The 19,416-nt window shown below is 41.8% G+C and carries 17 protein-coding genes and 2 pseudogenes; 10 read left to right on the top strand and 9 right to left on the bottom strand.

From position 1 onward, the window contains the following. Nucleotides 1-164: 164 nt before the first annotated feature. The 3 genes from AC1DVK_RS07055 (at nt 165) to AC1DVK_RS07045 (ending at nt 2,827) form a co-directional block, all read left to right on the top strand. On the top strand, nt 165-1,694 hold the full coding sequence (locus AC1DVK_RS07055) for an FAD-dependent oxidoreductase (RefSeq protein ID WP_477626129.1): 1,530 nt from the start codon (nt 165-167) through the stop codon (nt 1,692-1,694). Nucleotides 1,695-1,797: 103 nt separating this feature from the next. Next, nucleotides 1,798-1,992: a YwbE family protein gene (locus AC1DVK_RS07050; RefSeq protein WP_061465859.1), complete on the top strand. Its 195-nt coding sequence runs from the start codon at nt 1,798-1,800 to the stop codon at nt 1,990-1,992. Nucleotides 1,993-2,167: 175 nt separating this feature from the next. Beyond that, nucleotides 2,168-2,827: an SIMPL domain-containing protein gene (locus tag AC1DVK_RS07045; RefSeq protein ID WP_477626128.1), complete on the top strand. Its 660-nt coding sequence runs from the start codon at nt 2,168-2,170 to the stop codon at nt 2,825-2,827. Between the two features lie 60 nt (nt 2,828-2,887). Here the strand turns inward: AC1DVK_RS07045 and purU are convergent, their stop codons facing one another. Beyond that, a complete protein-coding gene (gene purU, locus AC1DVK_RS07040) occupies nt 2,888-3,790 on the bottom strand; it encodes a formyltetrahydrofolate deformylase (protein WP_061465863.1) in 903 nt (300 codons plus the stop codon). A 496-nt stretch (nt 3,791-4,286) separates the two neighbouring features. On the opposite strand from purU, the gene AC1DVK_RS07035 reads away from it, so the two are divergent. The 4 genes from AC1DVK_RS07035 to AC1DVK_RS07020 all read left to right on the top strand — a co-directional run bounded on the left by AC1DVK_RS07035 (nt 4,287) and on the right by AC1DVK_RS07020 (nt 8,498). Then, the gene (locus tag AC1DVK_RS07035) at nt 4,287-5,066 is read left to right on the top strand and encodes a transporter substrate-binding domain-containing protein (RefSeq protein ID WP_061465865.1); all 780 of its coding nucleotides are present in this window, start codon (nt 4,287-4,289) and stop codon (nt 5,064-5,066) included. Between the two features lie 26 nt (nt 5,067-5,092). After that, on the top strand, nt 5,093-5,758 hold the full coding sequence (locus tag AC1DVK_RS07030; protein ID WP_061465866.1) for an amino acid ABC transporter permease: 666 nt from the start codon (nt 5,093-5,095) through the stop codon (nt 5,756-5,758). Nucleotides 5,759-5,769: 11 nt separating this feature from the next. After that, entirely contained in the window at nt 5,770-6,510 is a 741-nt protein-coding gene (locus tag AC1DVK_RS07025) for an amino acid ABC transporter ATP-binding protein (protein WP_061465868.1), read from the top strand. A 335-nt stretch (nt 6,511-6,845) separates the two neighbouring features. Next, a complete protein-coding gene (locus AC1DVK_RS07020; protein WP_477626127.1) occupies nt 6,846-8,498 on the top strand; it encodes a glutamine--tRNA ligase/YqeY domain fusion protein in 1,653 nt (550 codons plus the stop codon). A gap of 63 nt (nt 8,499-8,561) precedes the next feature. On the opposite strand, the pseudogene AC1DVK_RS07015 reads toward AC1DVK_RS07020, so the two are convergent. The 3 genes and pseudogenes from AC1DVK_RS07015 to AC1DVK_RS07005 all read right to left on the bottom strand — a co-directional run. Beyond that, nucleotides 8,562-8,802 (bottom strand): annotated as a pseudogene (locus tag AC1DVK_RS07015) (STAS domain-containing protein); the annotation flags it as partial. Nucleotides 8,803-8,946: 144 nt separating this feature from the next. Further along, nucleotides 8,947-9,906, bottom strand: coding sequence for a peptide-methionine (R)-S-oxide reductase MsrB (msrB, locus tag AC1DVK_RS07010; RefSeq protein ID WP_477626126.1), 960 nt, complete (start codon nt 9,904-9,906; stop codon nt 8,947-8,949). 187 nt (nt 9,907-10,093) lie between these two features. Next, nucleotides 10,094-11,278, bottom strand: coding sequence for a NupC/NupG family nucleoside CNT transporter (locus AC1DVK_RS07005; protein WP_477626125.1), 1,185 nt, complete (start codon nt 11,276-11,278; stop codon nt 10,094-10,096). Between the two features lie 588 nt (nt 11,279-11,866). Here AC1DVK_RS07005 and AC1DVK_RS07000 point away from each other — a divergent pair. Continuing rightward, nucleotides 11,867-12,034, top strand: a pseudogene (locus tag AC1DVK_RS07000) (IS5/IS1182 family transposase); the annotation flags it as partial. 205 nt (nt 12,035-12,239) lie between these two features. Here the strand turns inward: AC1DVK_RS07000 and AC1DVK_RS06995 are convergent. The 4 genes from AC1DVK_RS06995 to AC1DVK_RS06980 form a co-directional block, all read right to left on the bottom strand. Further along, complete coding sequence (locus AC1DVK_RS06995) at nt 12,240-13,478, bottom strand: sensor histidine kinase (protein WP_477626124.1); 1,239 nt, start codon at nt 13,476-13,478, stop codon at nt 12,240-12,242. Between the two features lie 10 nt (nt 13,479-13,488). Beyond that, the gene (locus tag AC1DVK_RS06990) at nt 13,489-14,160 is read right to left on the bottom strand and encodes a response regulator transcription factor (protein ID WP_477626123.1); all 672 of its coding nucleotides are present in this window, start codon (nt 14,158-14,160) and stop codon (nt 13,489-13,491) included. Between the two features lie 108 nt (nt 14,161-14,268). Continuing rightward, the gene (locus AC1DVK_RS06985) at nt 14,269-15,441 is read right to left on the bottom strand and encodes an ABC transporter permease (RefSeq protein ID WP_477626168.1); all 1,173 of its coding nucleotides are present in this window, start codon (nt 15,439-15,441) and stop codon (nt 14,269-14,271) included. Continuing rightward, entirely contained in the window at nt 15,380-16,120 is a 741-nt protein-coding gene (locus tag AC1DVK_RS06980) for an ABC transporter ATP-binding protein (protein WP_477626122.1), read from the bottom strand. Before AC1DVK_RS06980 ends, AC1DVK_RS06985 begins: the two co-directional genes overlap by 62 nt. Before the next feature lie 269 nt (nt 16,121-16,389). Here AC1DVK_RS06980 and AC1DVK_RS06975 point away from each other — a divergent pair, with 269 nt between their 5' ends. Continuing rightward, entirely contained in the window at nt 16,390-16,728 is a 339-nt protein-coding gene (locus AC1DVK_RS06975; protein ID WP_061465876.1) for a DUF485 domain-containing protein, read from the top strand. A gap of 13 nt (nt 16,729-16,741) precedes the next feature. Continuing rightward, nucleotides 16,742-18,280 (top strand): solute symporter family protein, encoded by a 1,539-nt coding sequence (locus AC1DVK_RS06970; protein WP_477626121.1) that lies wholly within the window; start codon nt 16,742-16,744, stop codon nt 18,278-18,280. A 90-nt stretch (nt 18,281-18,370) separates the two neighbouring features. Here the strand turns inward: AC1DVK_RS06970 and AC1DVK_RS06965 are convergent. Beyond that, nucleotides 18,371-19,416 (bottom strand): IS3 family transposase gene (locus AC1DVK_RS06965; protein WP_477626120.1). Its coding sequence is split into 2 segments (ribosomal slippage), with 1,047 coding nucleotides annotated over them: nt 18,371-19,272 and nt 19,272-19,416; the frame shifts between segments, so codons are not numbered across the junction. This gene is flagged as partial in the annotation.

Raw genomic sequence — 19,416 nt, 5'->3', positions numbered from 1 at the left:
GTGTACAACAAATCTATTTTTGTTTACATGTATACGTATTTGTAAACAAACCAAATAATGTATTTTTCTGAATCTTTCTCTTACAAAAAATAGGGGTATAAATAGCGGATTTGGGTATGGTAATAAATGGACGATTCACTAATGAACTGTATGGAGGTATTCAAATGACTGATAAAAATACAAACCTTCCTCAATTTCCGGAACCCTATTGGCGCAGTGCGTTAACTTTCCCTTCGTTTTCTAAACTAGATAAAGATATAACAACTGATGTTTTAATAGTAGGTGGCGGAATAACTGGAATCACTTCAGCTTATCTATTGGCTAAACAAGGCATTAAAGTCACACTGATTGAGGCAGGCGAAATCCTTACTGGAACAACCGGACACACTACAGCAAAAATAACAGCCCAGCATGGCCTGATTTACGACCAGTTGATCAACGAACATGGAGAAGAGAAGGCCAAACTCTATTATGAAGCGAATGCAGATGGAATGAAATTAATCAAAGACTTGGTAGAAGAACATTCCATTGAATGTAATTTGACTGCACAGGATGCCTATGTTTACGCGAACACCGATGAATATAAAAGCAAAGTCCAAAATGAACTGAAAGCCTATCAAAAGCTTGGCATTCGGGGGGATTATGCAGAGAGTATCCCTTTCTCCATTCCTTGTAAAGCTGCAGTGATAATGAAAGATCAAGCACAGTTCCATCCGTTAAAATATTTAACTGTCCTCATCTCCAAGATTCTTGAAGCTGGAGGGACAATCTATGAACGGACAACGGCCATGAAGATTGAAGACGGCGACCCACCGACCGTTCAAACCGATACTGGATATACAATCAAAAGCAATCAGGTAATCGCTGCCTCCCACTTCCCTTTCAATGATGAAACGGGCTTATACTTTGCCCGTGTTTATGTAAAAAGGTCCTATGTACTTGGAATTAAGACTGATCAGGAATATCCAGGTGGGATGTATTACAGTGCAGACAACCCTACCCGATCCCTTCGCTATACGGAATTGGAAAATGGGGAAAAACTTATACTTGTCGGCGGGGAAGGCCATAAAACAGGCCAGGGAATCTCGACTATCGAGCATTATGAGGCCTTAAAGGACTTCAGTTCCCAATATTTCGATGTTACGGATATTCCATATCGCTGGTCGGCACAAGATATTATGTCACCGGATAATATCCCCTTCGTCGGTCCAGTGACATCCAATCATCAAAACGTTCAAATTGCAACGGGTTATGCAAAATGGGGTATGACGAATGGATCGATTGCCGCTAAAATCTTGACTGACCATATTTTGCAAAGGGATAACCGGTATGCAGAATTGTATGCCCCTTCCCGTTTAAAAGGCTTGAAGAATATGAAGAATATAGTTCAACTTAATGCTGATGTAGCGAAACATTTGATAAAAGGCAAATTGGCCACCATTCTTAAAACGCCAGAAGACTTAGGCATTGATGAAGGGGCAATCGTGAAGGTCAATGGAGACAAGGCTGGGTGCTACCGAGATCATGATGGTCAGCTGCATATTGTCGATTCCACATGTACCCATATGGGGTGTGAGGTTGCATGGAACAGCGGCGACCGTACCTGGGACTGCCCATGCCATTCTTCCCGTTACTCTATAACCGGGGAAGTATTAAATGGTCCTGCCGTCGAACCATTGAAAAAAATACGCTAATGGACAATGTTAGTAATAGTCGACTGGGTTCGCCGTTTTCCTTATACTGAAGTTATGCATGATTGAATGATTGCAAATAACTCTGAAAAGGATTGAATTGAACATGAACGGTAAAAATCGGAAAGACATTACCCCTGGTGCCTCTGTGGACATTATACTTAAAGCAGATCAACGCAGCGGAAAACTGACAAGCGGAACAGTAAAGGATATTTTAACCAACTCCAGCAGTCACCCTCATGGAATTAAAGTAAGATTGACTGATGGCCAGGTTGGCAGGGTTCAAGTCATTCATAAGTAAAGCGCACTCGGTCCAGGCCGAGTGTTTTTTTTGTATATCTTAAGCTTGAAGATATTATAGAAATTTTTTATGGGTTTTTCGACGGTATCGATAAAGATGGAGATATTTCAATCATGTTTCCCGTTCATACTTCGTACAATAGGGTTGAGATCTCATTAAAAAGGCTGGTGTCAACATGAATCAAGAATATAATGCCCCCGATAGGGATTATTACCGCAATGATGAACATACATTAAGAGTTTCCGGCTCAGAGACGCTATCTGCTGCCCCGGATCAAGCCATAATCACCCTTGGAGTCATAACAGAGGATAAGGACCCGCAAAAGGCCCAGCAGGCCAATTCCCAAGCAATCGCGAATGTCATCGCATCACTTAAATCCGCTGGCATACCCGAAGAGCAATTGAAAACGAGTGATTATAGAATCGATCCACAATATGATTATATCGACGGAAAGGAATTGTTCAAGAACTATAAAGTCCAGCACATGATCCAAGCCCAAATGACAGACATCGAAAAAATAGGCAGCATTATCGACACGGCAGTCAGAAGCGGTGCCAATTCGATCACAAGCATCCGCTTTTCCTTATCCAATCCAGAAGCATATTATAACCGGGCACTTTCGCTCGCTTTAAAAAAGGCATACGAAAAGGCACTCTCCATGGCTCGAACAATAGGAATCTCATTGAATCCAATCCCTAATCAAGTTGACGAAGTATCAGAAACCACGACGCCAATCCATTTCCAAACGAGCACCTTTTCAAAAATGGCATCCACCCCAATCCAGCCTGGAGAATTGAATATCACCGCCTCAGTCAGGGTGGTGTACACATATTAAACATTTCATTATCCAATCCATGCTAAAAACCCCCTTGGCAAACCAAGGGGGATCTTCACTTTAAAAGACTACCGTTTTATTTTCATGAACGAGGACGCGGTCCTCCAAATGCCATTTAACTGCACGGGCCAGCACTCTGCGTTCAGCTGAACGACCGATTTTCTTCATATCCCCTGCTGAATCGCGATGGTCCACACGTTCAATATCCTGCTCGATGATTGGACCTTCATCCAAATCATTCGTCACATAATGGGAAGTCGCCCCAATCAGCTTAACACCTCTATCATAAGCTCTTTCATAAGGCCGGGCACCAATGAAGGCAGGTAAAAATGAATGATGTATATTGATGATTTTGTTTGGATGGGCAGCTACGAAATCCGGCGTCAATATCTGCATATACCTAGCTAATACAATTAGGTCCACATTGAACTCTTCCAAAAGCCCAAGCTGTTTTGTCTCAACTTCCTTACGTATATCCTTATTTGCAGGAATATAATAAAAAGGGATGCCCATCGATTCGACAATTTGCCTGGTATCTTCATGATTACTTATGACTAGCGCAATATCAGCTAATAAATCCCCGCTTTGCCATTCCCATAGCAATTCCAGAAGACAATGCGGTTCCTTGGAAACGAAGATTGCCGTCCTCTTCAAATCACTCACATGGTTAAATGTCCATTGCATTGAAAATGTTGTCGAAACTTCCTGAAATGCAAGTTGCATATCCTTTGCCTTATCCTTTAATCCTGGACAATCGAATTCAATTCTGGTGAAAAAGGTACCGCCCTCAGGATTCATCGAATACTGGCTCAATTCAACAATATTTGCATCATATTCTTTAAGAAAGGCTGTAACTGTTGAAACAATTCCTGGCTGGTCCGGACATTTTATAATTAAGCGGCCTCTATCTTGATTTTTTTCGCGAAATTCCTGTAATTGATCTTGCACAAAGTTGCTTACCATTTTCCCAACTGCCCTTCTTCTATTTTGCTATATTATACTTCACTTCATAGGCAAAATTAAAGTCAGTCAACAAATTCAGGATTTTGTTGGCAGACAATACGAAGCTTTTTTCGTTATCCCCACAGTTTTATCTCATTTCCTTTCATTTCAATAGAAACGGTTTTCAACCATTTTTCTCTTTCGATAGAGATTAAACCATCATCCTGAATTGTTTTATATTCATTTCTAGAGTTGAATCTAGTCGAAATCTCTTACCCTATTAAATAATTATTGTCATTTTTTCAGGAAATTACCGGTAATTTAGGAGGAAATGAAGGCAATGGCCGAGAACCTTTAAGAAGTGCATAGTGAAGGGATTCATGAATGAAATGTCAGCATGATCTGGGCACCTTTTTTTATTTCAGTTTTATTTTCCCTAGTGAATGAGGTTATTTCACTACCTCATAAGGGTATAGACCATTCTATTAGTTTTTTCAAAGGGGGAAATGAAATTATCATGAAATCATCAGTTACATTCATGCTATCCATTCTGGTTATTCTTGGTCTTCTGTCCGGCTGTGCTGAAAAAGACCAGCTAGAGGATGGGAGTAAGCTGATCAATAAGGAACAGTTTGTATTCGCTGCCTCAGGCGAATTCAAGCCATTCAGTTATGTCAATGATGACATGACCGTAACAGGATTCGATATTGAAGTTGGCGATGCAATAGCCAAAGAACTCGGCCTGGAGCCAGTACCTAAACGGATAAAATTCAAAGGTATAGTAGAAGGTGTCAAAACTGGTCGGGCAGATGCCGCGGTTGCCAGTCATACAATTAATGAACAACGAAGTAAACATGTTGCCTTCTCCACCCCTTATTACTACTCAGGTCCTCAAATTTTCGTCCGCTCAGATAGCGATATTAAAACGGTCGAAGATTTAAAGGGAAAGGAAGTTGCGGCTTCTAAAGGCTCCACTTACGCAACCACAGCCGAAAAGTATACAACCAATGTAAAAACCTATGATAGTGATATCACCGCCCTGAAAGCATTGAGCGGAGGACGTCATGATGCCGTCATCACCGACTTTGTAACCGGCAAGGAAGCGACCAAGGAAGGTTTCGACATCAAAGGACGACAATTGATAGAACGAAGCGAGCAGGCCATCGTACTGCCTAACGACAATCCACAGCTGCTTGCACGCATCAACGAAGCACTTGAAAACCTCCGGGAAGATGGAACTCTTGCGAAAATCAGTAAAAAGTACTTTGGTGAGGATATCACAACTAAGCCTGAATAAAGATTGTTAGAAAGGGAGTCATTACATTGCCAAGTTTCTCACATTTTTTTGATACATTATTTAGCTCCTCGGACGTATTCATCCGAGCCATGCTCCTAACATTGGAACTGACGGTAGTCTCCATATTGGTGGGAATCATCATTGGGCTGTTATTTGCACTTTTAAAAATATCAAATATAAAAATTCTTGCATGGATTTCAGATACATATGTATTCCTGGTACGGGGTACACCGCTTATCGTACAGATTTTCATACTCTATTTCGGTATCAGCAATCTCTTCTTACTACCAGACTTCTGGGCGGCGTCACTTGCCCTGGCCTTCCATAATGGAGCTTATATCTCTGAAATTTTACGTGGTACGATCCAATCCATCGACAAAGGCCAAATGGAGGCCGGACGCTCCCTTGGCATGAGCAATTCGCTCACATTAAGAAGAATCATCTTACCTCAAGCCTTCCGTCGTGCATTGCCGCCGCTAGGCAACCAATTCATCATCGGTCTGAAGGATTCATCACTGGCAGCCTTCATATCCATGAATGAGCTGTTTAACGTAGCCACTACGTTAGGTTCCAATAATTTCGATGAAATGACTTATTTATTGATTGTAGCGGTCTACTACTTGATTCTAGTGGCATTCCTGACCATTATCGTCAATTTATTCGAAAAGAAACTGTCCATTAGTGATCGATAGGGGGAATTGAAATGGAACAAAAAGAAATGATTCGCATTAGGAATTTAAATAAATCTTATGGAAACCTACATGTACTCAAAGATATCGATATGAAGGTGCTGGATAGCGATGTTGTCTGTCTGATCGGACCAAGCGGTTCCGGAAAAAGCACACTTCTCCGCTGCTTGAATTATTTGGAGAAGAAGGACAGCGGGCAAATCCTTATTGAAGGAACGGAAATCAAACCTGGTACACATGATATTAATAAAATCCGCGAGAAAGTCGGAATGGTTTTTCAGCATTTCTATCTCTTCCCGCATATGACCGTACTTGAAAATGTCATCGAAGCACCGACTCACGTCAAAAAGATCCCTAAGGCCCAGGCTATTGAAGAAGCAAAAGCATTGCTTGCCAAAGTCGGTTTATCAGATAAAGCGGATGTTTATCCAAGCAAGCTCTCAGGCGGGCAGAAACAGCGTGTTGCCATAGCCCGCGCCCTTGCCATGAAACCTGATATCCTGCTCTTTGATGAGCCCACCTCCGCTCTGGATCCCGAACTTGTCGGGGAGGTTCTTGCTACGATGAAGGAACTTGCCTTGGAAGGGATGACAATGGTAGTCGTTACACATGAAATGAGCTTTGCACGTGAAGTTGGGGATTGGATTGTCTTCATGCATAATGGACGGGTTGTCGAAAGCGGCCCGCCAAAAGAATTCTTCACCAATCCAAAAGAAGAGCGTACAAAAGAATTCCTGCAAACGACAGTCTTTTGATTTGGCGGGAAGAATTCCTCCTTCACTGCCGATAATCCGGCCTTGAGCCCGGACATCATTATAAGCAGTACAGGCGTGAATTCCTGTATTGCTTATTTTGCATGTAAAGCCCGTTCATTTTTTTCTTTATTTGCCAGTTAGCTAGTTCTTCATTTATATGATTGAAATTTCAGGGATATTTTCAATCTGACTGTACAAAATATATACTTGATGAATTGTTTCAGAACATATCCCAAAACCCTGATTCCGGCTCGAACATGGAAAAATATCTGTATTTATGGTATATATACAGGTAAAATTAAAAGAAGTATATAAATGAAAGAGGTCGAATTCAGTTGGAAAATAACTCTTCGAATTTTATTAAAAATATTATAAAAGATGATCTAGAGTCCGGAAAACATGATCATGTCATCACCCGCTTCCCTCCTGAGCCTAATGGATATTTACATATCGGGCACGCCAAATCAATTATTTTGAATTTTGGGGTGGCTGATGATTTCAATGGGAAAACAAACCTTCGTTTCGATGATACGAATCCATTGAAAGAAGATATCGAGTATGTCAACTCCATTAAGGAAGATGTAAAATGGCTCGGCTACGACTGGGATAACCTTTTCTTCGCTTCCGACTATTTTGATGAAATGTATAAGAGAGCTGTGCTGCTCATCAATAAAGGAATGGCATATGTGGACGACCTTAATGCCGACCAAATCCGTGAATATCGCGGAACGCTGACCGAGCCAGGGAAAGATAGCCCCTACCGCAATAGAACCGTAGAGGAAAACCTTGAACTATTTGAAAAGATGCGCAGCGGCGAATTCGGGAACGGTGCAAAAGTATTGCGTGCAAAAATCGATATGAGCTCACCTAACATTAACCTGCGCGATCCCGTTATATACCGTATCTCCCATACCGAACACCATAATACCGGCAACAAATGGTGCATCTATCCGATGTATGCCTTTGCCCACCCTATTGAAGATGCTATCGAGGGAGTCACCCACTCCATTTGTACGCTTGAGTTCGAAGATCAACGCCCCCTTTATGACTGGATCGTTGAAAATTGTGAAATGGACAGCAAACCAAAACAATATGAATTTGGCCGTCTTAACCTGACTAATACAGTAATGAGCAAGCGAAAACTGAAGCAGCTCGTGGATGAGAGCTTCGTGGACGGCTGGGACGACCCACGGATGCCTACCGTTTCGGGATTACGAAGACGCGGGTATACACCCGAAGCGATTCGTGCATTTTGCCAAGAGATAGGTGTCGCAAAAACAAGCGGGGTTGTAGACTCTCAAATGCTCGATCATTTCGTGAGGGAAGACTTAAAGCTGAAGGCTCCGCGAACCATGGCTATTCTAAATCCGCTTAAAGTGGTCATCACCAACTACCCGGAAGGTGAGATTGAATGGCTTGATGCTGAGGTCAATCCGGAAGTTCCGGAAATGGGCACACGGCAAATCCCATTTTCACGTGAAATCTATATCGAACAGGACGATTTCATGGAAAACCCGCCGAAAAAGTATTTCCGTCTTTTCCCGGGCAATGAAGTCCGTTTAAAACATGCTTATTTCATTAAATGTGAAGAAGTGATAAAAGACGAAGACGGTAACGTCATTGAGCTTCGCTGCACATACGACATTGAAACGAAAAGCGGATCTGGCTTCACTGGCCGTAAAGTTAAAGGTACATTGCACTGGGTCGAAGCTACACAGGCCGTTTCAGCAGAATTCCGCAACTATCAGCCTTTAATATTGGATAAGGAAAATGCAGATGAAGAAGAAAAATCATTCTTGGAGCGGGTAAACCCTGATTCCGTAGAAGTTTTACAAGGCTTTGTCGAGCCTAACATGAAAGATGTTAAGCCTCAGGATAAATTCCAATTCTTCAGGCATGGGTATTACAATGTTGATTCAAAACTCACTTCGCCCGGCCAATTGGTCTTCAACCAAATTGTTGGTTTGAAAAGTTCCTTCAAGTTATAGAGTCACTGAAAAGAACCAGATTCCTAGCGGGATCTGGTTCTTTTCATTCTCTGCACCCTTATATCATTTTCTCTCGTAAAGTTTGATGCCTTGCTTGGAAAGGGCCTGTTTAAGAGTACTATGTGTCGAAACTTGACTAAAATCAAGTCCTAACTGAATCGATGTCTGGGCTACATCAGGACGAATACCGGAAATGGTCGATTCAATGCCCAACAGGCAGGGTACTTATCAATTGAAAAATCTGATGGGCAACCATCGTGTCTAAAAGGGAAACTCCCGATAAATTGATGAATAAGTTCTTGATGGTCAATGCATTCTGTCCCCTAGAAGCTTCTCAATTTCCACATTGGAATCTGCTGAATAGATGGATCCAACATAGAAGAGTTATCAAGGTTGCATCGATATAAATTTTCATCCACTTTATCCAGCTGTGTTCCCCTACAACTAGTTAGTTCATTTTAAAAAGTAATAATAAGTCTGCATATCCCTCTCTCTCCATTTCACTTCTAGGAATGAATCGAAGGGCCGCAGAGTTTATGCAATATCTCGTGCCTTTAGGATTGGGGCCGTCAGGAAAAACATGTCCGAGGTGCGAATCGGCGTCCCTGCTGCGCACCTCGGTCCGGGTCATTCGGTGGCTGAGATCCATTTTTTCATTGACACTTGCCGACATGATAGGCTTCTTGAAACTCGGCCACCCACAACCGCTATCATACTTATCACGTGAACTGAATAGGGGCTCCCCAGAAACGACATCCACATAAATGCCTTCTTCAAAGTGGTCCCAATAAGCATTATCGAAAGGAGGCTCCGTGCCATTTTCCTGGGTTACATGGAACTGACGCTCGGTTAAGGTCTTCCTAAGACGCGCATTATCCTTAGGCCAATTTTCCTTAATGAAAGCATCCCGTCCCGAGCCCTTACGATACAATGCATAGCGAAATTGATTTTTCCGATAGAATTCTTGATGGTATTCCTCTGCTGCGTAAAATTTCCCCGAGGGTAAAATACCCGTAACGATAGGTTTCTTAAACCGTCCGCTCATCATTAAAGCTTCCTTGGATTGCTCTGCTTCCTGTTTCTGACGTTCATTAAGATAGAAAATGGCTGCCTTGTATTGCCCTCCCCTATCCGAGAACTGGCCACCGTCATCCGTTGGATCGATTTGGTGCCAAAATATCTCTAATAACGCTTTATAGGAAATGATTGATGGATCGAATTCCACTTGAACCGCTTCGACATGATCAGTCGAACCGGTAATCACTTGTTTGTAACTAGGCGCGGTAAAACTACCGCCCGTATAACCCGATGTCACGCTAATGATTCCATCCATTTCATCAAAGGGAGCAACCATGCACCAAAAACAGCCTCCTGCAAAGATAGCTGTTTCTTTCTCATTCATCGTCATCCTCAACTCCCCTTTCATGGCTAGTGATTTCATGTATTATATACCAGCAAGCCAAATACCTTCAAATTCAAAACAATAGATTTCTTTATCTTTGCTGAACAGATAAAAAAGAGGCACTTAGGAGTAAACCCAAGTACCTCTTATGTTAAATCCACTTGCATATCATTAAACTGAACATTATGGTTTCTTAAAGTATTACACTTACGATGATCGCTGATAGGATGCTGACAAGAGTCGCACCGTATAGCAGCTTCAAGCCGAAACGAGCCACAACATTTCCCTGTTTTTCATGCAGGCCTTTGACCGCACCAGCAATGATTCCAATAGATGAAAAATTAGCGAATGAAACCAAGAAAACCGAAACGATCCCTATCGTCCTATCGCTCAATGCCGATGATGCATCCCCTAAGCTCAGCATGGCAACGAATTCATTCGTCACTAGCTTCGTCGCCATGATTCCGCCTGCAGTAACGGTTTCTGAAATCGGTACACCCATGATAAAGGCAAACGGTGCAAAGATATACCCCAGGATTTCTTGGAAGCTGATGCCGAGGATCATATCGAATAAACTGTTGATTCCTGCAATTAATGCCACGAAACCAATTAGCATCGCTGCAACAGTGATAGCAACCTTAAATCCATCCATGATATATTCCCCAAGCATTTCGAAGAAAGACTGCTTCTCTGCGCCTACTTCAACTGGGAGAATATCATCTTCATCCGTTACCGTATAAGGGTTAATAATGGATGCAATGATAAATCCACCAAACATGTTAATAACAATAGCCGTCACAACATACTTTGGTTCAATCATGGTCATATAAGCACCGACTATCGACATTGATACGGTTGACATGGCTGACGCACAAAGCGTATACATGCGTGATGGAGGAATGGCACCGAGTTGTTTTTTCAAGGTGATGAAAACCTCGGATTGGCCGACTATTGCTGATGCGACAGCATTGTAAGATTCCAATTTACCCATTCCATTCACCTTACTCAGCAGGAATCCAATCCACTTCATGATGAAGGGAAGGATCTTGAAGTGCTGTAAAATCCCGATTAATGCTGAGATGAATACGATAGGTAGAAGGACATTTAAAAAGAAGGGTGATGCTCCTTTGTTTACAATCCCGCCAAATACAAAGGTGACCCCTTCATTTGCCCATTCCAAAAGTTTTCCGAAACCATTGGCAATCGAATTGATGATCACTAAACCGAACTTCGTATTTAATAATAAATAAGTTAAAATAAGCTGAATGATCACCATCAGTATGATTGGTTTAATTTTAACTTTCTTGCGGTCACTACTCACTAAAATAGCTAGTCCAAAAACAATAAGCAGTCCTAAAATTGCTATCAGAAATTTCATATTCTGCCTCCACTAAGGTGAATTTAATGATCGTGCATTATTAGTAGGGTACCCTCAAAAATTTTATGCAAACGTTTTCTCTTTTATCCAAAATACTTGTACGTACCTCTCTAGAAGTTTATATTAAACTAATATTTTTTCAAGTGCAATTGTTATCTCACTTTTTAAAATGGCAATTGATTACAATAATGGTTTTTTCCTGAAATAAAAAGAAGGTTCCCTTGAAAAGGAACCTTCCAACTGTAGACAAACTCGATGAAAATCGAGTTGAACTGCCCCGTAAATGTTAGACACCAAACTAACATTTACGGGGCAGTTCACTTTTGCCTACAGTCTTTTTTGTTTTAAAATAGGATAAAACTTGAGGTGATGACGATGCTTTCGAAACATCATTGATAAAGTGCCTCCCTTCTCAACGTTCGGGAAAAATTACGAGCGACACTTTAAAGATACTGACCTGTTTGAACAGATTTTCTATCGCATCTTAATGACAGCTTCCGAAAGAAAGTTAAATAAGTGCTGAGCATGACTTTCTTTGTGAACTTTTGCTTATTTGCACTGGCTTTCACATGAGTGGAATCAACGAATACACGAGCGTTTCAAGAACGTCTTCAAGAGGAAATAAATCAAGATCGTGAAAACCATGGAAAGAAACCTTTTCCACCAGATAAATTTTATAAGGAAGAAACCAAACAGATTAAAGAAAGTACAACAGATCCTGAGAGTGGTTACTATGTGAAAGATGAAGGGACAAAATAGTTTGCCTATTCCGAACCCCTTTTGTCGACAAACTGAAGGTTCCCTTGAAAAGGAACCTTCTCTTATAGTATCCCATAGCTTGCCTTGAAACATGTTTCTATAAGGATTGCTTTTTAGACTTCAGTTTTTTTGGACATTAAATGATGTATGTGAACGGCAGCGGCAACGAACCCATGAATGGTCAAGCGATTGGATGGCATCATTAACTTTTCTTTTGATTTCTCGGAAAAGTGATTTCAAAACGGGTTCGTTCATTTTGTTCACTAGTAACCTTGATCGTCCCTTGATGTGTGTTAACAATCCATTGGGCAATGGATAGGCCTAAACCGGAGCCTTCATTTGCTGAACGGGATTGCTCCACTTGATAAAAACGGTTAAAAATCAAGGGGATTTCTTCCTGTGGGATGCCTTCTCCATTATCCTCTACAGAAAGAATGATGGATGAAGCATTCTTGATGCAGGAAAGGGAAATCTCCCCGCCCTCCTCCGTGAACTTCATGGCATTATCTACCAAAATCACCAATAGCTGATGAATTCTCTCTTTATCCCCATGAAATACCACCTGTTCGGGGGCATGGCTAATTATTGATTTTTCTTGAAAAGAAGCTATATCAGTATACTGTTCAACTATGTCCATCAGTAAGTCATCAAGGAAAAAGTTCGATTTCTTAACCTCTATTTGATTCGAATCCGTTCTAGTCAAGGTCAAAAGTCCGTTAACAAGTTTATTCAATCGTCGGACTTCTTTCGAAATGATCGATATATCAACGGCTTTTTCCTCGATTGTCGCGTTCGGTGATTGAAATAGCAAATCAGCCCGCGATTGAATGACAGCAAGTGGCGTTCGAATTTCATGCGAAGCATCCGAGACGAACTGCTGCTGCTGATCCCAGGATTTCTTGACTGGTATAAGGGCCCGTCCTGCAAGAAGATAGCCTGCGCCGACCGCCACCAAACTTCCAATTCCCCCACCAACAAACAATATGAGCAGCAAGCGATCGAGCATTTCTTTTTCTGTATCCACATTCCTGATGAATTGTACGGTCATCTCTCCATATTCCGTATTGACCTTGGTGGAAAGCGCACGATACGTCGGTCCATTTACAGATATTTCTTCAATCTCATCAAATTTTTTAGGATAAAATTTCGATTCATTAACCTTAAAGAAATTGTCTTCGCTCAGTCTTGGCTCAATAATCGTATCATCCGGTCCCCAAACGATGACGCTTGGCCCCGGACCTAATAGAAACTCACCTTGCGGACGTCCGCCTGGCATGCCCCCATTATTGAAATCCCTGTGATCCTTTTCAAGTGAATCATTGACATCCCTATAGATCTGATCTTCCGTATAGAAATAAATCGTTCTGCTTAATATGGCTATTAAGACAATAAAGACGATAGAATTCAATAATGTTAGTTGAAGCCGTGTTTTTTGGAACATAATGATCCCCTTATGGTTGTTTTAGCATATAACCAATACCCCGAACCGTTTGAATATCCTTATGATAATTGAAAGGTTCCAACTTTTTTCTTAAATGATGGATGTACACTTCAACAATGGCAATCGTCGTATCTGAATCAAATCCCCAAATGCGGTCAAAAATCTGCTCACGGGTCAATATTTTCCCATTATTTTGAATTAGATACTCCAGTATTTCAAACTGCTTCAAGGTCATTTTAATGATCTTTCCATCAACCAAAATATCCTTTTCTTTTTCCAACAGTTCAATTCCACGGTATTTCACATGCTGCGCAAGCGATATAATGCCACTCCTTCGAAGCAGGGCACGAATCCTGGCCTTAAGTTCCGGTGCCTGAAATGGCTTGACCAAATAATCATCGCCACCCATCTCCAAGCCTCTGACACGGTCCTCAAGCGCATCTTTTGCCGTCAAAAACAAGACGCTTGTATCTATCTTTGCTTCCCTGATTTTCCGTACGATTCCAAATCCATCAATTCCCGGAAGCATTACATCCAAAATGATGATATCGTAGATACTTTGCAGGGCCATGAATAGTCCATCTTCCCCATTTTCCGCTGTATCTACTTCATATTCATCAGTCAGGATTTGCCTGATCGATTCTAATAATGAAACATTATCTTCTACCACCAAAACCTTCATCCAGGGTGCCTCCTAACCATTTCAATTATGATATATGTTGATTTTATCCTTTTTCATAGGCAAAAGAAAGCGGGCTTTTAATCGCCGGCTTTCTCTCAAATTGTATGTTCATTCGTGACGCAGTGCTTGGATTGGATTTAATTTGGATGCCTTATTGGCAGGGAAAACACCAAAGATTATACCGATTAAAATGGAGAATAAGAAGGCGAACAGTGTCACCGACCATGAATAACTAATCGTTAAACTTGAAAAAACTGAAACCGATTTCGCGATCCCCAATCCAATTCCAACTCCCAACAGTCCCCCTAAGCAGCTCAAGACCATCGCTTCAATTAAAAACTGAAGAAGAATGGATTTTCGATTTGCCCCAATTGCCTTTCTAATCCCGATTTCCTTCGTCCTTTCTGAGACGGAGACCAGCATGATATTCATAATTCCAATTCCGCCTACAAGTAACGAAATACTCGCAATACCGCCAAGCATGAGAGTGAACGTATCCGACACAGAGCTCATTGTATCCATCAGATTTTCTTGATTGGACACCGAATAGTTATCACTCTGACCTGGAAATGATGTGGTCATCGTACCTTGTACCCGGTACATCGCCCTATCTAAGATATTCTCGTTCTCCGCTTTTAAATATACCGTTCCGATTGTCGTGCTGCCTGTAGCCCGTTCTGCAGCAGTGATCGGTGCAATGATTACATCATCCCCGCCCATTGAGGTGCCTGCTGATTTCAAAACACCGATCACTCGATAGGAAACACCTCCGATAAGAACGCTTTGGTCCACCGCTTTTTGATTTTCAAAAAGCGCGTCGGCTGTATCTGACCCCAAGACAACCACCTTAGAGCGTAATTCCGTTTCCATATCCGTCAAAAAACGACCTTGACTAAGCTTTAGATCCCTCACTGTTAAGTAGGATGAAGTTGTACCGACCATTGAGACCTGTGTCGAAGCTTCTCCGTTTTTAGCATAAACTCGTCCGGTGACCACAGGTGCAACTTCCGATATCCCGTCCAGATCTTTAAACTGTTCAATTGTGTCATCCGTCAGCTTCACGGAGTCGGTATCCGTGACACTTACCGTTAACAGGTTCGTTCCCAAGCTATTGATCTCGTCCTGAACGGACTGTGAGGAACCCTGCCCAATCGAAACCAGAACGATTACAGAGGCAACTCCAATAATGATCCCGAGCATGGTCAAAAATGCACGGACTTTATTGGTTTTGATACTGCGTATAGCCATCTTCATTGATTCGCCCAAGTTCAATCGAATCACCTCCGTTTTCAAATAGCTGACCATCCTGTATCCGTAAGACACGAGTTGCTTCTCTTGCCACTTCAAAGTCATGCGTTATAAGAATGATTGTTTGTCCCTTTTCGTTTAAATCTTTCAGCATTTGCAGCACTTCTTTACTTGTTTTACTATCAAGAGCCCCTGTCGGCTCATCCGCCAATAAAACGGGAGGGTTGCCTGCAAGCGCCCTAGCAATTGCAACCCTTTGCTGCTGCCCACCCGAAAGTTGAGTCGGCAAGTGATTCTTCCGGTCACTCAGGCCCACCATATCAAGGCATGCATTGGACACTTCTCTTCTTTCCTTCACACTTGCCCCTCTATAAACCAGGGGAAGTTCCACATTCTCCAACGCTGTCAGTTTTGCCAACAGATTGAAGTTTTGGAAGATAAATCCTATTTTAATGTTACGAATGGCAGCTAACTCATTATCCTTCATCTTTTCCACTTCTTTTCCATCAAGAAGAAATTCACCTGTATCAGGCTTGTCAAGACAGCCAATCATATTCATGAACGTCGATTTCCCCGATCCAGAAGGTCCGATGATAGAAATGAAATCTCCTTTATTGATTGTAAGGCATACATTTTGAAGTGCCTTAACCGTATCTCCGCCTAATTCATACGATTTAGACATGTCCCTGATTTTTATGATGGGGTTCGCCATATTACTGACCTCCCCCACCGTTTGGCATCCCGCCTCCGAAACCAGTATCGTGAAGTAAGCTTAACTTTTCCTTAATGGTCGGATTTGATTTCATGGTCGTACATTTATGTCAGCCTTTACTCTCATTAATAATTACACTATGTCGAACGAAAAAAGGTTTATTTCAAGGTTTTAAATTTACAATATATTCTGAAAAATATATACTGATACTGTTATCAGAAAAATTGGTAATCAAAACCAAAATAATATTCAATGAAGGGGGAACCAACTTGGCATCAAACGATTCAATAGCTAAGAAAACCGAGGTAAGCGCTTCCACGGACTACACTAAGATCGTCCAATCACAATCTTTTCAAGAGCTCCTAAGGAAAAAACGCAATTTCATCGTCCCACTATCCATCTTTTTCATGGTCTTTTATTTCACCTTACCCATACTGACTTCCTATTCTAAAGTTCTTAACTCTTATGCCTTCGGGGCTATCAGTTGGGCCTGGGTTTTTGCCTTCGCTCAATTTATCATGACCTGGACCTTATGCATCCTCTATTCCAAAAAAGCTGCGGCTTTTGACCAAATAGTTGAAAAAATCGTTAAAGAAGCGAAAGGATAAAGGTGAATTTACAATGAATATACTTGCTTTCATATTATTTTTAATCATTGTCGGGCTTACATTAGTCATTACCTATTTTGCTTCACGGCGCACCAAAACGACCGCGGACTTTTATACGGCGGACAGCAGCCTGACTGGCTGGCAGAATGGCTGGGCCATTGCGGGTGATTATATGTCCGCCGCCTCTTTTTTAGGAATAGCTGGGATGGTCGCACTCTCTGGATTTGATGGCTTTTTCTATAGTATAGGTTTTCTGGTTGCTTATCTGGTCGTTCTTTATATCGTGGCCGAACCGCTCCGTAACCTTGGTAAGTATACACTTGCGGACATGATCGCTGCCCGTTTCAATGAAAAGAAAGTACGCGGGGTCGCTGCCCTTAACACCATTTCCATTTCAACCTTTTATATGATTGCCCAACTAGTCGGTGCAGGTGCCCTTATAAAACTCTTACTTGGAATTGATTATCTATACTCCGTCATCATTGTAGGTATTTTAATGACCGTCTACGTCGTATTCGGCGGTATGACGGCCACCAGTTGGGTCCAAATCGTAAAGGCGATTTTATTGATGGCAGGTACATTCATCATCTCTATTATCGTGTTGGCGAAATTCGACTTTAGCGTGATCGAGATGTTCAAGCAAATGAAAACAGCCACCCCTTTAGGCGGCGATTTCCTCAACCCGGGTAACAAATTCAAGGATCCATTGGATACTTTATCCCTTAATTTGGCGCTTGTACTCGGTACTGCTGGACTTCCTCACATTCTCATCCGTTTCTTTACGGTAAAAGACGCCATCACAGCCCGTAAGTCCGTAGTATATGCCACTTGGATCATTGGCATCTTTTATATAATGACCATTTTCCTTGGCTTTGGAGCAGCAGCTTTTGTTGGATACGACAAAATCATAGCCGCGAATGCCGCTGGCAATATGGCTGCCCCGCTGCTTGCCGAAGCCATAGGAGGTGACTTCCTGTTCGCCTTTGTGTCTGCAGTTGCTTTCGCTACCATTTTAGCGGTTGTAGCAGGTCTCGTTTTATCTGCAGCCTCTGCTTTTGCCCATGACTTTTATGGCCACATCATCCGAAAAGGTCAGGCTACTGACAAAGAACAGGTCGTTGCAGCTCGTTGGGCATCGATCGGAGTATCCATCCTCTCCATCATCCTTGCTTTATTTGCCCAAAACATGAATGTCGCTTTCCTTGTGTCACTTGCCTTTGCCGTCGCTGCTAGTGCCAATCTGCCAATCATTATCTTCACGGTATTCTGGAAACGTTTTAACACAGCTGGGGCTGTCACGGGTATGATAGTGGGGCTGGTCAGTTCTTTATTACTTGTTTTCCTAAGTCCCAATGTCTGGTCGCCGGTAGAGGGAGCCGCAATATTCGTAGGGGAACCATTATTCCCACTTGCCAATCCAGGCATAGTCTCCATCCCAATTGGTTTTATCGCAGCCATCGTCGGAACCCTGATGTCAAGCAAGAAAGCTGATGCCAAAAAATTCGACGAAATATTGGTTACAGCTAACACTGGAATGAAAGACCCTTTATAAGCTGGCTTCATTATTAAATATTAAAAAGAGAAAGGAGATCAAGGTATTCTGCACATAACCCTGTCAAGTAGACAATAAAAAAAGAGTATTTCAAGCTGCGGCCTTTTCTCGATATTCAATCGGGGAAAGGCCGTTAAATTTTTCCTGGAAGCGATCCGTATTGTAGAAGTCTATATACTCCTGAATAGCTACATAAGCTTCCTCTGCTGTTTTTGGACATACCAAATATAACTTCTCTGTTTTTAAATGCGAGAAGAAACTTTCTATACAAGCGTTATCATGACAATTGCCWCGACGAGAGTGGCTTCCTTGAAGACCGAGTTCTTTTACCTGTCTTTCGTATGATTTCGTCGTATATTGGAATCCTTGATCGGAGTGAAGAAGGGCCCCCTTTTCKAATGACTTGTCCCTTAACTGATTCAACGTATTATGAACCAATTCAAGGTCGTTTCGAGAAGAAACTTCCCATGCCACAATTTCATTATTATACAAATCTAAAACGGCAGATAAGTAGGCAAATGTGTTTCCAATCCGCACATAGGTTATATCTGTTACTAACTTTTGAAACATKGACTCTGCATAGAACTCACGGTTTAAAACATTCTTAAATACAACGGATCCTCTTCGACCATAGAAAGGACGTTTCTTTCGAATAACAGATGTAACCCCTAATTCTCTCATCAAGCGACGAACACACTTATGATTGACAACGATTCCCTCTCTGAATAAAGCTCGAGTCATCCGCTTATATCCGTAGTACGGATGTATCTTATGAATAGCTAATATATGTTCTTTTATCCATAGGTTTTTCTCAAGTCTCAGAGACCGTTTAGACTGAGTCTTCCGCCATTTATAATAGCCAGCTCTTGAAACTTCACCGATTTTTATTAGCCACGCGAGTGGGTGTGTTTTCCTCAATTCATCAATCACTTGAAACCTTTCGGCTTTCAGGACCATTCCTTCCCATGTAGATTTGGATTGCGCTTTTTTAAATAGTCCACCTGCGCTTTCAGATAAGCATTTTCTTCTTCTACACTAGTAAAATTCTTACGGTTCCATACACCACGTTGGTCTTCAAAAGGCTCATTATTTTGCACTTTCTTTACCCAATTCGCTATTTGTGCATCACTTTTGAT

The sequence above is a fragment of the Peribacillus sp. P4_B1 genome (assembly GCF_056402395.1).
Note: the sequence above shows the minus strand (reverse complement) of the source record. Positions and strands in the feature narration are given on the sequence as shown.